The following is a 16,854-nucleotide window of genomic DNA, read 5'->3' as shown; positions in this document are numbered from 1 at the left end:
TGAGGCGGCAGGACTTGCGCACGCCGCGCAGCCCGGCCATCAGTGTCCCTCCCCATGTCCGGGATATCTGTTCGGCCCTTCGACAGGCACGCGGGCCGTGCCGTCGTCGAACAGGACAAGGCTTGCCGCGCCGACCAGCCCGGCGTGGCGGCCGAGCTGGGCCTGAACCACCGGCACGTCGCGATAGGCGCGCATGGCGCGCTGGCGGATTGTCGCCTCTATTGCCGGAGCCATCAGATCGAGGCCATTGGCGATGCCGCCGCCGACGACCAGCACGTCGGGCGAATAGAGATGCAGGAGGTTGGTGAAGCCGACGCCCAGCCAGCGCGCTTCCTCCTCGAGCAGGGCCAGGGCGAGATCGTCCTGCAGCCGCGCTGCATCGACGACATGGCGGCCCGTCACCTCGGCATTAGCCGAGAGGCGGCGCAGCGTCGAGCCGTCGAAGGCCGACGTCGCGGCATTGGCGCGGCGGCCGAGCGCGGTGCCCGAGGCGATGGCCTCGAAACAGCCGACGACGCCGCATATGCAGCGCTCGCCTTCGTTGGTTATGGTCATGTGGCCGATCTCGGCGGCAAGACCCCGGCGGCCATGCAGGATGCGCCCGTCGACGACGACGCCGCCGCCGATGCCAGTCGAGACGGTGACGAAGACGAGCGAACGGGCGCGGTGGCCGGCGCCGAAGCGCCACTCGCCGAGCGCTGCCGCATTGGCGTCGTTCTCCAGCCGCACCGGCAGGCCGAGCCGCCGCTCGAGGATGTCGGCCAGCGGCACGTCCAGCCAGCCGGCAAGCGTCGGCGGCCCGACCGCGATGCCGGCCAGCGGATCGAGCGGTCCCGGCGCGCCGACGCCGACACCGAGGATGGCGAGCGCCGGCGCCTCGGCATGGATGGTCGCGGCGAGAGCCTCGATCTGGCCGATCACCACTTCGGGACCGGCCTGCGCCTGCGTCGGCACCGCCGCGAACGCCAGTATCTTGCCATCACGGTCGACCAGGGCGGCACGAAGCTCGGTGCCGCCCAGATCGATCGCGAGAGCGGCCTCGTTGCTCATGCCGCGACTTTCAGCCCGTGCAGCCAGCCAATGCGGCCGGCCAGATCCTTGTCACCGAAGGCGAGCGAACCAAGAACCACGGTCTCGGCACCCGCGGCACGCAGCAGCGGCACCGTCTCATGGCGGATGCCGCCGTCGGCGGCAAGAACCACGTCCGCCTCGCGTCCGGTCTTGCGCAGGATGGCGCGGGCCTCAACCAACCTGTCGCAGGCTTTCTCCGAAAGGCCTTGCCCCTTGACGCCGATCGCGGTTCCCAGAAGCGTGACGAACGCGACTTCGGACACGAAGGGCCTCACCGCTTCGACCGGCGTTTCCAGCCGCAGCACGACGCCGGCTTCGGCGCCAAGTTCGCGCGCCAGCCGCACAGCGCGCAATCCTGCTTCGCCATTCTCGGCATGGACGCTGATCATGTCGGCGCCGGCCTCGATGAATTGGCGCGTCTGTTCCCCGACGATTGTCCCGTCGACCATCAGATGGACATGGATGGGCTTGGCCGTCAGCTTGGCGATGCGAGCGACCAGATCGGGAAAGAACAGGAAGGACGGCGCGAAGTGGCCGTCAGCGACATCGATGTGGTGAAGATCGACATAGGGTTCGATGCGCCTGAGGTCGCTCTCGAAATTGGCGAGATCGGCCGACCACAGCGAGAATTCGGCGATCAGACGATCGCGCGGCAATGCGGCGATGGCGGCCGGGCCTGAAAGGAGTTTCGAGATCATGACTGGTCCTGGTTGTTGAAATTTTTATCGAGAAAGCCGCCGATCGCGGCACGGATTTCGGCGAAGTGGCGATCCTTGTCGGTGGCCTTCGGTGTCACCTCGGTGAAGATCGCGTTGAGGATTGTCTTCGCCAGTTCGCGCGCAATCGCCAACGGATGGACGAGATCGGTACCGCTGCCGATGACCAGTGTGGGGACAGCGAGCGAGCCGGCCACGCCACGCGAGACGCCGGGTCCATCGCCGGCGACTGCCTGCATCATTTCGGCGAAGTCCGCTGCATTGTCGCGTTCGAAGAAACCGAGCAAGGACGCCAGATTGTCGGGTGCCTCGGCGCGGAACCGGGCCGCCGTGGCCGAAGCGGCAAAGATGGCGCGCGCCTCGTTCGGCGGACGGTTTCGGATGAGCTCGGCCACTGCCGCATAGGGACGCATGTTTTCAGGGGCCGCGTCGAAGGCCCAGGCAGGCCGGACCAGCACCAGGCCGCTGACGCGCTCGGGATGCCGGACGGCCAGGCGCAGCGCGATCGCCGCACCCATCGAGATGCCGCCGGCGACGAAGCGTTCGATGCCGGCCGCATCGGCGGCGGCCAGCACGTCGTCGGCGAACATGGCGATCGAAAAGGGGCGCTTATGGCCGGCACCGGAGCCGCCTTGGGCCCGGCATTCGACGGTGAGCCGGCGTCGCGACGGGCTGTCGGGAAAATTCTGCGCCACCTGGGCGGCGTCACCGCCGAGACCGTGCTGGAAGACGACGGAAAGCCTACCTTGCTCCGTGTCGAAGATACGAAGCGCAGCATCGTCGCGAAGCATCATTGTCGGTGCGACGCTCATCGGAGCAGCCCGCGCAGAAACGCGGCGACGGCGGGAGCTTCGTCGGCCGACAATCCGTGCGTGACAAGCGGGCCATCGAATTTCACAGCGTTCAGCCGCGCGACGAAATCCGGAAAATCGACAATGCCCTCCCCTGTTGTGGCGAAGCGGCCGTCGCCATGCCTGTCCTTTGCATGCGCCATGGCTATATGGGCAGCGGCCTCGTCGATCGCCGCCGCGACGATGGCGCGCGCCTCGCCCGGCGTCGCATGCTCGAACAGGTTCGCCGGATCGAGCACGACCTTCAGATGCTTCGAGCCCATGTCGGCGATCAAGCGGGTGGCATCGTTCGCCGAGGTGACGATGTTGGCCTGTTCGGGCTCGATGCCGAGATCGACGCCTGCCCCTTCGGCCAGCGCCAGCGCCTTTTCCATCTCAGTGGCCATGTCGGACCAGGCGGCCGGTGTGGCGTTGTCGGGATGATAGGCCCATTGGTCGGCTGCATTGCGGGAGCCGGTGCAGAGCGTGACCAGCGGAATGTCGAGGGCGGCGGCTGTATCGATGACGACGGCAAGGCGGCAAAGACCATCGTCGCGCACCGCCTTGTCTGGATGCGCCATGTTGTAGGTGCCTGACAGGGCGGCGAGCGATACGCTTGTTGATCGGGCGGCGGCGCGAATGGCCGAAATGGCTGCGTCAGGCACCGCATCGGGCATCGACGGCAGGCCGGCGCAAGCGAGATTGAATTGCGTCGTCTCATAGCCCGCCTGCCGCACTGCTTCCAGCACAACAGCCGGCTCGGTGCCCGCAAAGGTCTTGGCGAAGATGCCGAGACGCATCAGACCGCACCCGAGACCGAAGCGAGCTCGATCCGCTCGCCGGTCTCGACGGAGCGGGCAATGGCGACCATGGCGCGGATCGAGGCAATGCCGTCCTCGACATTGGCACCGCGCATCGGCGCGCCGTTCAGCACCGTGTCGGCGAGACCTTCCAGCTGGCGACGGAAGAAATGGCCGTCGGCGCCGAGCGGTTTTCGCGAGGTCGCGTCCTTCTCATGGAAGATGTCGACCTCGCTGGCGCGGAAGTACCAGGGATTGAACGTCTTGGCGATGACGGAGCCGTTCTCGCCATAGAGCTGGAAACCCTCGTGCCAGTCCATGCGTACGGCGACGGTGAGATCGAGATGGCCGAGCGCGCCGCTGGCGAACTCGGTCTCGACGAACCAGCAATAGGCGCCGAAGCGTTCGTTGAGACGGGCGCGTACGGCCGTGATCTCGCCGCAGAGGAAGCGGGCCGTATCGACCAGATGCGAGCCGTGCGCCAGCATGAAATACTGCCGGAGATCCGCCTTCGGATTGCCGGACGGTTTCTTCGCCAGCTTGCTGGTGACAGGCAGCGGCTGCACCGCATCCGTATTGGTGTAGCGGTGGGTGGAATCGCAATACCAGGCCTTCAGCGCCAGCACCTCGCCCATTTCGTCGCGGACGAAGTCGCGCGCCGCCTCCAGCGCCGGATCGAAGCGTTTCATGTGGCCGACCTGCAGGATCCTGCCGGAGCGTTTCACCGCCGCCGCCAGCGCCTCGCCTTCCTCGACCGAAGTTCCGATCGGCTTTTCGCACAGCACATGCTTGCCGGCGTCGAGCGCCTTGATCGACATCGGCACGTGATAGGCGTCCGAGGTGGCGACGATGACCGCTTCCAGCTCCGGATCGGCGAGCATCTCGTCATAGTCGGCATACATCTTCCGCGGCTCGTAGGTGGCGCCCATGCGGGCGAGCAGGTCGGGCGCGGCGTCGCAAATGGCGTAGAGGTCGGCATTGCCTGCCTTGACGCAGGATTCCAGATGCGCGAACTGCGCGATGGGGCCGCAGCCGAGCACGCCGACCCTGAGGCGCCTGTCCTGTTTCCTGATCATCGTCTCAGGCTCCGTAGCCGCGCATCGTCTGGCGGTTGGTCTTGACCGCGCCGGCAGGATCGGCGGCGGCCGTGTCGGATTCTTCCTCAAGCACCAGCCAGCCGTTGAAGCGCGGCGCCCTACCGACGATCTCGATCACTTCACGGGTGTCGCAGACGCCTTTACCCAGCATCGCCCAATCGCCCTTGGCGTCGACGTCCTTCAGATGGATGTAGCGGATGCGGTCGCGGTAGGTGGTAAGCGTATCGGCCATGTCCTTGTGGCCGCGCAATATGTGGCCGGTATCGGGCACCCAGCCGACCAGGTCGGGTTCGAGCAAGGCAAAGATCGCGTCGTAGTCGGCGCGGTCGAACAGCAGCGTGTTGTGGTGCGAACTCGGATGCACTGCGACCTGGACGCCGGCCTTGCGCCCGAGCTCGCCGGCCCTGTTGTAGACCTCCGCGGCGATAGCGAATTTGTCGTCGCGCGAGCCGTTGGAGACGACGGTCGCCGAGCCCATCGAGACAAGCGCACCTGGGAACGCGGCAGCGAAATCGATCCAGCGCCTCGCGGTTTCGAGATCGGCGCCGATCTCGTCCTTCAGCGTGAAGCCGCTTTTCGAACCGAAGGCGAAGGAGACCAGCGTCAGGCCGGATGCTCCAAGCGCCGCGGCGAACTCCGTCGGCTTGCCTGCATAGCGGCCGATCATGGTGTCGGTGATTTCGATGCCGGCATAGCCGCCATCGGCGATCGCCTTCAGGAGATCGTCGGGGCCGCCGGTCCAGGCCTTGCCGAGCATTTCCCAGGTGAAGGTCTGGCAGCCGACCTTGAGCTTCGTCTTCGTCATGTTGTTCATTCCTTGACGCTGCCCTGGGTTTCCTTGGCGCCCCTGGGTTTCGCATGGTCTATAAAAATTTTACGCGCGTCAATATTCAAAATGTTGTATAGCGGCTTGCGGGGAGTGATCCGTTGCCGGCGCAATGGATCCGGCAGAGCGTGGCCGCATCGGAGGAATGACACAGAAAATGCACGGACGATCGAAGACGAAGCTTGGGATCGGCGTCGTCGGATGCGGCAACATCTCGATGACCTACCTGCGCAATGCCGCCCTCTTCGGCAGCATCGAGCTGCGCGCCTGCGCCGACATCTCGGCCGACATGGCGGCGCTGCGGGCGAAGGAATATGGCATCCGCGCGCTCGGCGTCGACGCCATGCTGGCCGATCCCGAGATCGATCTCGTCCTCAACCTGACCATCCCGGCTGCGCATTTCGACGTTTCGCTTTCGGCGCTTTCGGCGGGCAAGCATGTGTTTACCGAAAAGCCGCTGGCGACCTCGGCCAGCGACGGGCGCCGCCTGGTGTCGGAGGCGGCCAAGCGAGGGCTGCTGCTCGGCTCGGCCCCCGATACTTTCCTCGGCGCCGCCGGGCGGCGGGCGCGCCGCCTGATGGATGAAGGCGCCATCGGCCGCGCCGTGACCGGCACAGCCTTCATGATGGGCCGCGGCATGGAGCACTGGCACCCCAACCCACAATTCTACTACCAGCCGGGCGGCGGCCCGGTGTTCGACATGGGCCCCTACTATCTGACCATGCTGGTCAATTTGCTCGGTCCCGTCCAACGCGTCATGGCAATGGCGACGCGGGGCCAGCAGGAGCGGCTGATATCAGCCGAGGGACCGTTCAAGAACACGACCTTCAAGGTCGGCACGCCGACCAACGTGCTGTCGCTGCTCGAATTCCGGTCAGGCGCGACAGTCACCTTCGGCGCCTCATGGGACGTCTTCAAGCACTCCAACCATCCGATCGAACTGCACGGCACGGAGGGCTCGCTGCGCCTGCCCGACCCCGACACGTTCGGCGGCACCGTGTCCTTGTCCGAGCGCGGCGCGGAGTGGAAGGATTTCCCCAGCGAGGGCGAACTCTACGGCGCCCGCAACTGGCCCTATGCCGCGCCCGACCGCGCCAACTATCGCATGCTCGGCGTCGCCGACCTCGTGCGTTCGCTCGCGACAGGTGCCACGCCCCGCGCGTCCGGCACTCTGGCGCTGCATGTGCTGGAGATCATGGAGGCGATCCTGCACTCCGGCGAAACGAAAAACCCGGTCGCCATTGCTGGCGATGTCGTCCAGCCGGCCCTACTCTCGGAGGACGAGGCGCGCGACCTGCTCGCCTAGATGCAATCATGACGGAGATTGCGATGACGCTCGATCCTGATGCTCTGCGTGCCCTGGAAATCGGCCGCGCGGCCGGCGGTGCGCCGTTCGAGAACGGCAGCGTGGCGGCGGCGCGGGCCGCCTACAACGCTTCGTTCCCGGCGCAGCAGGGCGAACATGAGCCGGTCGCGGCGACGTCGCAGCGGCAGATCGACGGACCGAACGGCCCGGTTCCGATCCGCATCCATCGCGGCATCGGCGCACCGCGAACCGGCGCGCGCGCCGTGCTCCATCTGCATGGCGGCGGCTGGGTCATCGGCAATCTCGATTCGCATGACGAGATCTGCCGCTGGCTGGCCAATCTGGCCAATGCCCTCGTCGTCTGCCCCGATTATCGACTGGCACCAGAGCACAAATTCCCCGCCGGGCTCGAAGACTGCGCGGCAGCGCTCCGCTTCATGGCGCAAGACGCCGGGGAGCTCGGCATCGATCCTGCCCGTATCGCCGTTGCCGGCGACAGCGCCGGCGGCAATCTTGCCGCCGTGCTGGCACTGCTCGCCCGCGATGGGCAAGCACCGCCGCTTGCTGCCCAGATCCTGATCTATCCCAACACCGATGCCCGCCAGACGGCGGACAGCTACCGCCGTTTCGGCAACGGGTTTGGACTGACCGCCGCCACCATGGCCTGGTTCCGCGACCACTATGTGCGCACCCCGGACGACATCAAGGACTGGCGCGTTTCGACGCTGCTGGCACCGAGCCTTGCAGGCGCGGCGCCGGCGTTTGTCGTGACCGCCGGTCACGATATCCTGGCCGACGAAGGGACCGCCTATGGCGAACGCCTGCTCGCTGAAGGGGTGCCGCTGGTCCTGCGGCACTGGCCGGGCCAGATCCACGGCTTCGTCTCGATGGGCCGCTATATTCTCGCCGCGCGGCAAGCGATGAGCGAGGCCGCCGCCTGGCTCCAATTGCAGACGCGCGCTCAGGCCGACTGACGCATCACCAGGGTCGCGCCGAGCTTGACGTTTCGCACGAGGTCATGCGCGGGCGGGCGGGCCTCGTCGAGCAAGGCCAGCAGGATCTCGACGCTGCGGCCGGCCATTGCGGCGAAGTCCTGCGCCATGGTGGTGAGCGGCGGACAGGTGTAGCGGCTCAACGGGTGGTCGTCATGGGCGGCGACACGGAAATCGCAATCGGGCTTGCGGCCGATCTTCAGCCCGCGCGTGAAGGCGGCCGACATGATGCCGAAGGCGAGACGGTCATTGGCGCACAGAATGGTGCGGCCAGGCAGGCCTCCCTTCTCGAGCGTCCTTTCCATCCATTCATGGCCGATCCGCTCGAAGTCCCAGGTGTAGTCACGCGCCGCGTTGATGACGACAGGCTCAAGGCCGGCGGCCCGCATCGTCTCGATATAGCTTTGCAGTCGCTCGCCCGAATTGTGGTTGACGTGCGGGATGTCGACATACACCGGCGGCTCGCCGGACCGGCAGAGATAATCGACCATGATCGACGTGCTCTGGTGGTTGTCGTTGCCGACGAAGGGCGTGTCACCCTCGATATAGGTGTCGAAATAGACGATCGGGATGTCTTTGCCCATCCGTTCGAAGACGCCCGGCTCGGAGACCGATCCCAGCGGGGCCACGATGGCGCCGGCCACCTTCAGCGAGGTGAGCGTCTTGACCGATTCCGACTCAAGCCTGGGCGAACCGTGCGAGGAGATGACGATCGGCCAAAAACCCTCGTCGCGGCAGCGCAGTTCAATGCGGCTGACCATCTCGGCATAGAACGGATCGGTGATCGCCGGCACGACGATGCCGACATTGCGGGTGCGCTTGCGGTTGAGATTGCGGGCGAAGAGGTTCGGCTGATAATCCGAGGAGCGAAGCGCGGCCTCGATGCGGGCGCGCGTCGCCGGCTTGACGCTTGCCGGATCATCGAAATATTTCGACAGGGTCGGCCGTGACACGCCGCACGCCCGGGCGAAGTCATCCATCGTGCGGTGCGTCTTTTCCGCCATCGATATTCAGGGTCCCTTGCCCTCGCCGCCCCGGCCGACACCAGTCACGCGGCCGTTGCCTGGAAGCAGCAATGCTCGACCGAACTTGTCCAGTCAAGTTTTAACGGTTCCCAATGGATCGCAGAGTCATTACGCGCGTCAAATTATTTATTGACGCTTTCAAAGCGGCACTGGAGCTTCAGAAGGAAGCCAAGGGGATAGGCCCGGTCTTGCATCGACGATGATAAGCTCGCATTGGGCGCATCCATGGGCGGGAGGCGTCCGCGACGCCTCCCGCCCCCGAACATCATTCGCCCCGCATCGTCGCCTGGAAGGCCGGCAGGTGCTTTTTCTGCGCTTCCAGCATGCGTTCGCGGTAGACGCCGTAGATGACATCGGTGTCGTGCAGGGTCACGCCCGCGATCGTCGGCGAGGCGAAGACCGGCAGTTCGATGCCGCGCTTGGCGAGCTGCTCGGCGGTACGCGCGACCAGCTCATGCGCCAGGATCATGGCGAGCACGGTCGACGAGCCCGACACCGGACGGCTCCAGCCCTCGACCGGCACGATCGCATCCTCGATCGGCGAGCAGGTGTCGATGACGAGATCGGCCGCGTCGGCCAGTCGCTTGCCGGAGGAGTGCGTCGCGGGCTTGTCGAGATTGTTCTTGCTGGTGACCGCAACGACGAAGATGCCGCGCTTCCTGGCATAGAGCGCCGTATCGATGCCGGAAGAGTTGCGGCCGCTGTGGCCGAAGATGATGATGGAGTCACCCTTGTTGAGCGGCTGATGATCCAGGAATTTTTCGGCGTATTTCTCGGTGCGCTCCAGCCACAGCAGCTCACGCACGCCGCCGGCGCCGAGCACATTGTGCCACATCACGCGCGGGTCCGTCAGCGGGTTGAAACCGACATAGCTGCCGTAACGCGGAAACACTTCCTGCACCGGCAGCACCGAATGGCCTGAACCGTAGAGATGGATCAGACCGCCGCCTTCAAGCGAGTCGGCAAAGCGGCTGGCTGCCTGGGCAAAGGCCGCTTCATTGGTTTTCGCTGCCTGGTCGATGAGGGCGGCGAGACGGTGAATGTAGAGGTCGGACACGTGGGTACTCCTGTTAGTGTCTGCTTGGGTGATGATGGATCAGCTTCGCGGATTTGACGGGACGCGCCCGGCGCGCAGCGTCGAGCGTATCTCGTAGCGGTCGCCACGCATGATGGAGACGGTGAACTCGAACGGACCGCGCTCGTCGGTGGCGATACGCTCGACCACGAAAGCCGGACTGCCGATCGGCAGATCGAGCAGCTCGGCATCCGCCGCGCCAACCGCGCCGACGCGATAATTCTCGCGCGCCGCCACCGGCACGATGCCGTAGTGGCGCTCCAGCGCCTCGTACAGCGATCCCTGCAGCAGGCCGGCGTCGAGGAAGCCCGGCACACGTGCGGCTGAGAGCTGCGCCGTCTGGATGCCGATCGGTTCGTTGTTGCCGAGCCGCAGCCGCCGGATGCGCACCACCGGGTCACCCTCCTCAATCTCCAGCGCGCCGGCCGCTGCCGCATTGGCGGTGGTGAGGCTGCAATCGAGCAGGCGCGAGCCGGCAACGACGCCGATATTGCCCATCTCCTGAGTGAAGCTCGTCAGTTCGCGGGTGCCGGCGACGAGCGTGGTGGAGCGCACGAAGGTGCCGCGTCCGTGTTCGCGGCGCAGCAATCCGCTTTCCTCCAGATTGCGCAAAGCGTGGCGCAGCGTGATGCGGCTGACCCCGAACAGCGCGCCCAGCCGGTCTTCGGCCGGGATCTGGTCGCCCGTCGCCCATTCGCCGCTCTTGACGATGGCGCGGATGGCCTCCTCGACCTGATACCAGAGCGGCTCGGGCCTTCTGCGATCCGGCTGCTGAAAACTGGCTTCACTCATCGGATCTGTCTCCACCCGCTTCCGGCCTGCCCGGCCACTGCCGCACCGACCAGGCCTGCGCCAGGGCCGAACGCGCCAGCCTTGAGAGAAATGCCGCGCAGATGCGGCGGCAGTTGGCGCCGCAGCGCGGCAAGCAGCGGCGGTCCGATGACGTCAAGCGCATCGGCAAGGCCGCCGGAAACCAGGATCACCTGGGGGTCGAGCAGCGCGACGGCGCCGGCAAGCGCGGTGCCCAGCCGGCGCGCCGGCAGCTCGAGCAAGGTCTGTGCCGCGAGTTCGCCCGCCTGGGCAGCCGCGATCAGCTGGCGGCCGCTGGCAAGGCCGACCTGACCGGCAAGCGCGTCAAGCGCACGGCCCGATGCAACGCGCTCCAGCCAGCCGCTGCGCTCCTCGCCATGGTCCTTGATGTCGGCGCAGGCCCAGCCGAACGAGCAGGCGCCGCCATGCGTGCCGGCGACGATGCGGTGGTTGGCGAGCACCGCCGAGCCTATGCCCGTGCCGATTGCCAGCAGGATCGCATCCGACATGCCCTTCGCGCTGCCTTCAACGGCTTCCGCCAGCAGGGCGATCTGCGCGTCATTGCCAACGGCGACGCGCAATTGCGGGAACAGCGCCGCGATGTCGACACCGTCGAGCCAAGGGAGATTCGGGATCCAGCGGCAGACCGACCCCTCGACGAGACCTGGCACCGCCAGGCCCAACGCCTTGACCGCGCCAGCCTCGGCGCAAAGCGCCGCGATACGGGCGACGAAGGCATCAAGGCTTGCCGGCGCCGGTTCGCGGCTCGGCCTCTCCAGCGCGCTGACATTGCCGGACTGGACGGCGGCACGCAGATTTGTGCCGCCGAGATCGATGGCCAGAACCCGCGTCATCGGCGCCCTCCGGCAGCCGGTGGCGCGAACAGACCGCTGCCGGCGTTCCAGGAATGCGAGGCCGCCGCGAAGGCCTGCGCATGGCGCGTGCCGCGCAGGCAGCCGCGCAGACGGTAGAGCGCGCTGTAGTAATCGACATAGGGGAAGCTGCTCAGGCCCCGCGCCAGCTCGTATTCATGCACCGCCTCGCTCCACGCCTCGAAGCCGTCGCTGACGTCGACCAGGTGCTCGGGGCGGAAACCGTCATCGTCCTCCCAGTTCTCGCCGAACAGCAGCAAGCCCGGCGTAAAGGCGGCATGGTCGCGCGCAACAGTCGGAAGGGCGGCGAAGAAGATGCCGGTCTGCGTCAGCTTGGCTGCGGCGCGATGGTCCTTGTGCCAGCTGCCATGCCAATGGGTTATGACCACTTCCGGCTTCAGCTCGCGAATGACATCGCACAGTTTCAGCGCCGTCTCGTCATCGGAAGGCAGGAAGGCGTCATGCAGGCCAAGATTGCGCATGGCGACGCCGAGGCGAGCGGCGGCCCTGCCCGCTTCCTCTTCCTTCTGAGCGCAATAGTGCTCGGGGATCAGGCACGGATGGCCCTGCTCGCCCATGCTCAGGTGCAGGAACGTCACCGTGGCGCCCCTCATTACGGCGGCCGCCGCCAGCGGTCCGGCGATCACCTCGGCATCGAAGGCATGCGCGCCGACGACCAGGATGGATTTGGCGGCATAGATCCTGTCCTCGATCATTTCATGCCTCCCCCGGCGCCTACGCCCTCTCGAATCTGGCGGGCGAGCAGACAATACATGATCAGGATCGGCGCCATGGAGATCGCCAGCGAGGCGAACACCAGGCCCCAATCGGTGCGGTACTGGCCGACGAAGACGCTGATGGCCAGCGGCACGGTCTTGTAGCGGTCGTCGAAGATGAAGATCAGCGGGAAGAAGAAGTCGTTCCACACGGCGATCGCCGTGAAGATGGCGACGATCGACACCGCCGGCTTCACCATCGGCAGGATGATCTGGAACAGGATGCGGACCTCGCCGGCGCCGTCCATGCGTGCCGCCTCGTCGAGTTCGGAGGGCAGGACGCGCATGAAATTGGCGAAGATGAAGACGGCGAAGGGAATGCGGATCGCCGAATAGACGAGGATCAGTCCGGTCAGGGAATCCAGCAGGCCGAGATTGCGCATCAGCGTGAACAGCTCGACCGAGGCGAGCCTTATCGGCAGCATGATGCCGGACAGGAACAGGCCGAGCATGATGGCGTTCCAGCCCAGCCGATAGCGGCTGAGCGGATAGGCGGCCATGGCCGAGACGACGATGGTGAGGATGACCGCGCCGGCGGTGACGATCAGGCTGTTGATGAAATTGTGGCCGAGGTCGGCGCGCGTCCAGGCGTTGACGAAATTGTCGAAGGCCCAGCTTGCCGGCAGGCCGAGCCGGTTGTCGTAGATTTCGGCCGTCGACTTGAAGCAGGAGACGACGAGGATGTAGAGCGGCAGCAGCACGGCCGCCGTCCACAGGGCAAGCACCGTCCAGCCGGGCAGCCGCGAAAGCCGGCGCGAGATCACGGGATTGCCTGCCATGGTCAGCGCGCTCATAGCTGCACCGTGCGGCGGTCGAAAAAACGCAGCATCAACAGCGTGCCGACGCTGAGGATGAGGAACAGCATGGTGCCCAACGCCAGCGCTAGGCCGATGTCGGTGATGCCGACGGCGCCCTCCGCGCCGAAGGCCAGCCTGTAGAAATAGGTCACCAGCGTGTCGGTCGAATAGCTCGGATTGCCCTGCACGCCTTGCATCACATAGACGATGTCGAACTGGTTGAAGGTGTTGATGAAGGACAAAGTCGTCAGCGTGCCCAGCGCCGGCATCAGCAAGGGCAGCGCGACGGAGAACAGCATGCGCGCATTGCCGGCGCCGTCGAGTTTCGCCGCCTCGAAGATCTGGCCCGAAATCTGCCGCAGGCCCGCCGTGTAGATCAGCACCGGCAGGCCCATCCAGTTCCAGGCGTCGACGGCGACCAGCATGGCCAGCGCGGTGTGGCTGTTGCCAAGCACGGTCAGGCTGCCCTGATGCAGGCCAAGCCCGTTCAGCGCCCATTCGACCACGCCGCCCGGCGCCAACAGCAGGCGCCACAGCGCACCGACGATGACCGGGCTCAGCACCGCGGGGAAGAAAAAAACCGACTGGAAGAAGGCAGCACCCCTGTCGCGCAGGAACAGCAGCCAGGCAAACAGCAGCCCGATGCCGTTCTGGAAGACCATGATGCCGAAGAACCAGGCGGTGTTGTGCCAGAGGGCGCCGTAGAGCCTGGCACTACTGGGGAAGACGAACAGGCGCGAAAAATTCGACAGGCCGGCGAACTCGGTGATGCGCAGCCCCTTCCAGATGAAGAAGCTGCCCCACAGCGACATCGCCAGGGGATAGAGGACGAACAGGGCGTAGACGGCCAGCGCCGGCAGGATGAAAAGCACGGCCATGCGCTGCTGCGTTCGCTTCAGGCTGCTTTTGCGGCGACGATCGATCATGCGTGGCTTGCCCGGTGGGAGGCCGGCCGCATTGCGGCCGGCCCGGCTCCTTACTGCTTCGGCTTGAACCAGGTGGCGACGGCGGCCTGCATGTCGGCCGCCAGCTTCTCCGGTGCGATGTTGCCTTCGACCATGTCGATGATCTCCGCTTGCAGGACGGAAGAGGCCGTCGGCGACTGCCAGCGGAAGCCGACCAGCGTCAGGTAGGGCGTCGAGTTCTTCGACATCTCCATCATCTCGGCCAATACCGGGTCCTTCACCGTGACATCGGTGCGGGCCGGCGGCCAGCCGAGTTCGTCTGCGAACATCTGCGCGAATTCGGCCGAGGCCATGAAGTCCAGCACCTTGATCGCGGCTTCCTTGTTCGCGCTTTCGGAGACGAGGCCGTAGGAGCCGTCCGAGAAGGCCGAGGTGTAGAGCTTTGCCCCCGCATCGTCGGCCGGGAACGGGAAGATCGAGAATTTCAGCTTCGGGTTCTGCGATTTGAAGCTGCCATTCTCGAACGAACCGCCAAGAAACATCGCGGCCTTGCCACCAATGAACTGCTGGGTGGCGGTGGTGTAGTCGATCCCGGCGAAGCCGTCGGGGAAATAAGGCTTCAGCTCGGCGAAGCGCTTCAGCGCCGCGACATAGCGCGGATCCTCGAAGGTCGCCTTGCCGGTCATCATCTCGTCGTAAAAGCCGGGGCCGTAGACGGTCGGGCCGATGACGCCGACGCCGATCTCCAGCTCCCACGCCGAGCCGTTGGCGCCGCCGGTGGCGATCGGCGTGATGCCGGCCGCCTTCAGCTTGTCGCAGGCGGCGACGAAATCCTTGTAGGTCTTGGGGACCTCGATGCCCTGCGCGGCAAAGATATCCTTGTTGTAGAAGACGCCCATCATCGGCACCGAATAGGGCACGCCGTAGAGCTTGCCGTCGGAGCGCCCACGCGCGCCGCCAAGGGCTGCGTCCGGCATGCTCTTCAGTTCCGGCACGCTCTCGTCGAGCGCGTCGAGATAGCCCGCCTCGACGAAAGGCTGCAATTCGCCATAGGCCTTGAGCTGGGCGATGTCGGGCCCGCGCCCGCCACGCAACGCCGTGCTCAGGCGGTTCTGGTAGTCGGCATCCGGCGTGAACTGGATGTTGACCTTGATGCCTGGGTTCTTGGCCTCGAAGGCATCGAAGATGCGGCGCATCGCGGCTTCGTCCTCGGTGCGCCAGCTCCACAGCGTCACCGTGCTGTCGGCCCGCGCCGGCAGGCTGGTGAACAGGCCAGCGCAGGCGGCAAGGCCGCCGATCAGGCCAAGGGCTGCGCGTCGGTGAATTGAAAGCATGCTCATTGCCAGTCTCCCATTTTTATCTGTCCTTGGCGTCCCACGGCCCTATCGACGCCGCGGAGAGTCATTCCTCAGGAAAGTCATTATAATGACATAGCAGCATCCGCAAGAGGTCTGACACTCCCTCCGGGAACGGCTGGGCTAAGCCAATCAACCATGATTCCTTCATAGCTAACTGTATTTCAACTGTAAATTCCGTATATGAACGGACAGCAGAGAAATCAGGGACAGCGCCATGCGCAGCTTTTTCGCAATCGGGCCCTTGCGCCAATGCTTCATGTTGTCATAACGTCATCGTGATCGCTAGCCTGAGGGAGGATGAGGATGTCTCTTGCCTGGACTTCGAAACTGGCTCTGGCCGCGAGCCTGGCCATCCTGCCCGCCAGCGGCTGGGCGCAGTCGGTCAACATCTCCTATCTCACCCATTGGTCGCCGGAGACGGTCGCATTGCTGGAAGCGGCGGCCAAGGACTATGCGAAGACAAATCCAGATGTCAGCGTCACCGTGCGCGCCGTTCCCTTCGGCGATCTCCTGACCACGCTGCGCTCCCAGGGCGGCGGCGCGGACGGTCCCACGATCGGCGGCATCTACGATCTCTGGTTGCCTGAGCTCGCCCGCGACAAGCTCGTCGCGCCCGCCCCCGACCCCGTCGCCGAAGAGGTCAAGGGAGCATGGCCCGCTGGCGTGGTGAGCGCCGCGTCGGTCGGCGGCAAGCTCTACGGCATTCCCAACGAGATCGACGTCTACGCGCTGAACTACAACAAGGCACTGTTCAAGCAGGCCGGCATTACTGCTGCGCCGAAGACCTGGGACGAGTTCAAGGAGGCGGCGAAGAAGCTGACCAACAAGGATGCCGGCCAGCAGGGTTTCGGCATGATCAATTCCTGGGCGGCGGGCGTCGTCCACCCCTTCGCCTCGCTGCTGGTCTCCAATGGCGGCGACCTGGTCAAAGACGGCAAGCCGGCGCTGGACACTCCGCAGGCCGCGCAGACCTTCCAGCTCTATGAGGATCTCATCAAATCGGGCGCCAGCGTGCCGGCCATGGCGACGGCAGACGCCAACACCACCGGCCCCTTCCTCGACAATTTCGTCTCCGGCAAGACCGGCATGATCATCATGGCCAATTGGTGGGAAAGCGCGCTGAAGGCAGGCATGGGCGACAGGTTCGCGGATATCGCCACCGCACCAATCCCCGTCGGCCCGAGCGGCGACAAGCCGCATTCGATCTCCTATTCCTGGATGACCGTGGTCAACGGCAATGCCGGCGAGGCCGAGCAGAAGGCCGCATGGGAATTCCTGGCCTGGCTCAACAATCCGAAATCCGGCAAGAACGGCGCCTCGGCGATGTCCGACATCTTGATGTCGATGGGCATCCTGCCCTCGCGCTCCTCCGATATCGAGGCCCACAAGGACAAGCTCGGCTCGGAATTCCTGTCGGGCTATGTCAGCGTGCTGGCCGACGCCAAGCCCTTCCCGGTCGTGCCGGGCGGACAGGAGTTCTCGGAATCCCTGCAGCAGACGCTGGAGGCGTTGCAGTACGGCCAGGTCTCGGCCAAGGATGCGCAGGCGACGGCGCAAGCGGACGCCGCCTCGATCCTGGAGCGCGCCGCCAAGTAGAC

17 protein-coding genes are annotated in these 16,854 nt (G+C 65.6%); 3 read left to right on the top strand and 14 right to left on the bottom strand.

Annotation, left to right across the window (positions count from 1 at the left end):
* Positions 1-39: 39 nt before the first annotated feature.
* The 6 genes from FJ940_RS04975 to FJ940_RS04950 are packed head-to-tail and all read right to left on the bottom strand — an operon-like array spanning position 40 to position 5,319.
* Positions 40-1,050 (bottom strand): ROK family protein, encoded by a 1,011-nt coding sequence (locus FJ940_RS04975; RefSeq protein ID WP_140655584.1) that lies wholly within the window; start codon positions 1,048-1,050, stop codon positions 40-42.
* Entirely contained in the window at positions 1,047-1,769 is a 723-nt protein-coding gene (locus tag FJ940_RS04970; protein WP_140520915.1) for a ribulose-phosphate 3-epimerase, read from the bottom strand. The genes FJ940_RS04975 and FJ940_RS04970 overlap by 4 nt, the downstream gene beginning before the upstream one ends.
* On the bottom strand, positions 1,766-2,599 hold the full coding sequence (locus tag FJ940_RS04965) for an alpha/beta hydrolase (protein WP_140555535.1): 834 nt from the start codon (positions 2,597-2,599) through the stop codon (positions 1,766-1,768). Before FJ940_RS04965 ends, FJ940_RS04970 begins: the two co-directional genes overlap by 4 nt.
* The gene (locus tag FJ940_RS04960; RefSeq protein ID WP_140655581.1) at positions 2,596-3,417 is read right to left on the bottom strand and encodes a sugar phosphate isomerase/epimerase; all 822 of its coding nucleotides are present in this window, start codon (positions 3,415-3,417) and stop codon (positions 2,596-2,598) included. The genes FJ940_RS04965 and FJ940_RS04960 overlap by 4 nt, the downstream gene beginning before the upstream one ends.
* Positions 3,417-4,493 (bottom strand): Gfo/Idh/MocA family oxidoreductase, encoded by a 1,077-nt coding sequence (locus tag FJ940_RS04955; protein ID WP_140655578.1) that lies wholly within the window; start codon positions 4,491-4,493, stop codon positions 3,417-3,419. The genes FJ940_RS04960 and FJ940_RS04955 overlap by 1 nt, the downstream gene beginning before the upstream one ends.
* A 4-nt stretch (positions 4,494-4,497) precedes the next feature.
* On the bottom strand, positions 4,498-5,319 hold the full coding sequence (locus FJ940_RS04950) for a sugar phosphate isomerase/epimerase (protein WP_140514587.1): 822 nt from the start codon (positions 5,317-5,319) through the stop codon (positions 4,498-4,500).
* 178 nt (positions 5,320-5,497) lie between these two features.
* On the opposite strand from FJ940_RS04950, the gene FJ940_RS04945 reads away from it, so the two are divergent.
* Both FJ940_RS04945 and FJ940_RS04940 read left to right on the top strand, forming a co-directional pair.
* Entirely contained in the window at positions 5,498-6,646 is a 1,149-nt protein-coding gene (locus FJ940_RS04945) for a Gfo/Idh/MocA family oxidoreductase (RefSeq protein ID WP_140514586.1), read from the top strand.
* A gap of 23 nt (positions 6,647-6,669) precedes the next feature.
* The gene (locus FJ940_RS04940) at positions 6,670-7,620 is read left to right on the top strand and encodes an alpha/beta hydrolase (RefSeq protein ID WP_140655886.1); all 951 of its coding nucleotides are present in this window, start codon (positions 6,670-6,672) and stop codon (positions 7,618-7,620) included.
* Here the strand turns inward: FJ940_RS04940 and FJ940_RS04935 are convergent.
* The 8 genes from FJ940_RS04935 to FJ940_RS04900 form a co-directional block, all read right to left on the bottom strand.
* The gene (locus FJ940_RS04935) at positions 7,608-8,642 is read right to left on the bottom strand and encodes a LacI family DNA-binding transcriptional regulator (protein WP_140514584.1); all 1,035 of its coding nucleotides are present in this window, start codon (positions 8,640-8,642) and stop codon (positions 7,608-7,610) included. The two genes, FJ940_RS04940 and FJ940_RS04935, sit on opposite strands and share 13 nt — an antisense overlap.
* 286 nt (positions 8,643-8,928) lie before the next feature.
* A complete protein-coding gene (locus FJ940_RS04930) occupies positions 8,929-9,720 on the bottom strand; it encodes an SIS domain-containing protein (protein ID WP_140514582.1) in 792 nt (263 codons plus the stop codon).
* A 39-nt stretch (positions 9,721-9,759) separates the two neighbouring features.
* Positions 9,760-10,530, bottom strand: coding sequence for a GntR family transcriptional regulator (locus FJ940_RS04925; protein WP_140497696.1), 771 nt, complete (start codon positions 10,528-10,530; stop codon positions 9,760-9,762).
* Positions 10,527-11,402 carry an ROK family protein gene (locus FJ940_RS04920; RefSeq protein ID WP_140497694.1) on the bottom strand — a complete coding sequence of 292 codons (876 nt, stop codon included), beginning with the start codon at positions 11,400-11,402 and terminating at the stop codon, positions 10,527-10,529. The genes FJ940_RS04925 and FJ940_RS04920 overlap by 4 nt, the downstream gene beginning before the upstream one ends.
* On the bottom strand, positions 11,399-12,136 hold the full coding sequence (locus FJ940_RS04915; RefSeq protein WP_140514580.1) for a PIG-L family deacetylase: 738 nt from the start codon (positions 12,134-12,136) through the stop codon (positions 11,399-11,401). Before FJ940_RS04915 ends, FJ940_RS04920 begins: the two co-directional genes overlap by 4 nt.
* Positions 12,133-12,990, bottom strand: a complete 858-nt coding sequence (locus tag FJ940_RS04910; protein ID WP_140520924.1) for a carbohydrate ABC transporter permease — start codon at positions 12,988-12,990, stop codon at positions 12,133-12,135. The genes FJ940_RS04915 and FJ940_RS04910 overlap by 4 nt, the downstream gene beginning before the upstream one ends.
* Positions 12,987-13,919 carry a sugar ABC transporter permease gene (locus FJ940_RS04905; protein ID WP_140514575.1) on the bottom strand — a complete coding sequence of 311 codons (933 nt, stop codon included), beginning with the start codon at positions 13,917-13,919 and terminating at the stop codon, positions 12,987-12,989. Before FJ940_RS04905 ends, FJ940_RS04910 begins: the two co-directional genes overlap by 4 nt.
* 50 nt (positions 13,920-13,969) lie before the next feature.
* Positions 13,970-15,238 (bottom strand): extracellular solute-binding protein, encoded by a 1,269-nt coding sequence (locus tag FJ940_RS04900; protein WP_140514572.1) that lies wholly within the window; start codon positions 15,236-15,238, stop codon positions 13,970-13,972.
* 321 nt (positions 15,239-15,559) lie between these two features.
* On the opposite strand from FJ940_RS04900, the gene FJ940_RS04895 reads away from it, so the two are divergent.
* Positions 15,560-16,852 (top strand): sugar ABC transporter substrate-binding protein, encoded by a 1,293-nt coding sequence (locus FJ940_RS04895; protein ID WP_140555550.1) that lies wholly within the window; start codon positions 15,560-15,562, stop codon positions 16,850-16,852.
* The last annotated feature ends 2 nt before the right edge of the window (positions 16,853-16,854 follow it).

Source organism: Mesorhizobium sp. B2-3-7 (assembly GCF_006442695.1).
In the GTDB taxonomy this organism is placed as follows: Bacteria; Pseudomonadota; Alphaproteobacteria; order Rhizobiales; family Rhizobiaceae; genus Mesorhizobium.
Note: the sequence above shows the minus strand (reverse complement) of the source record. Positions and strands in the feature narration are given on the sequence as shown.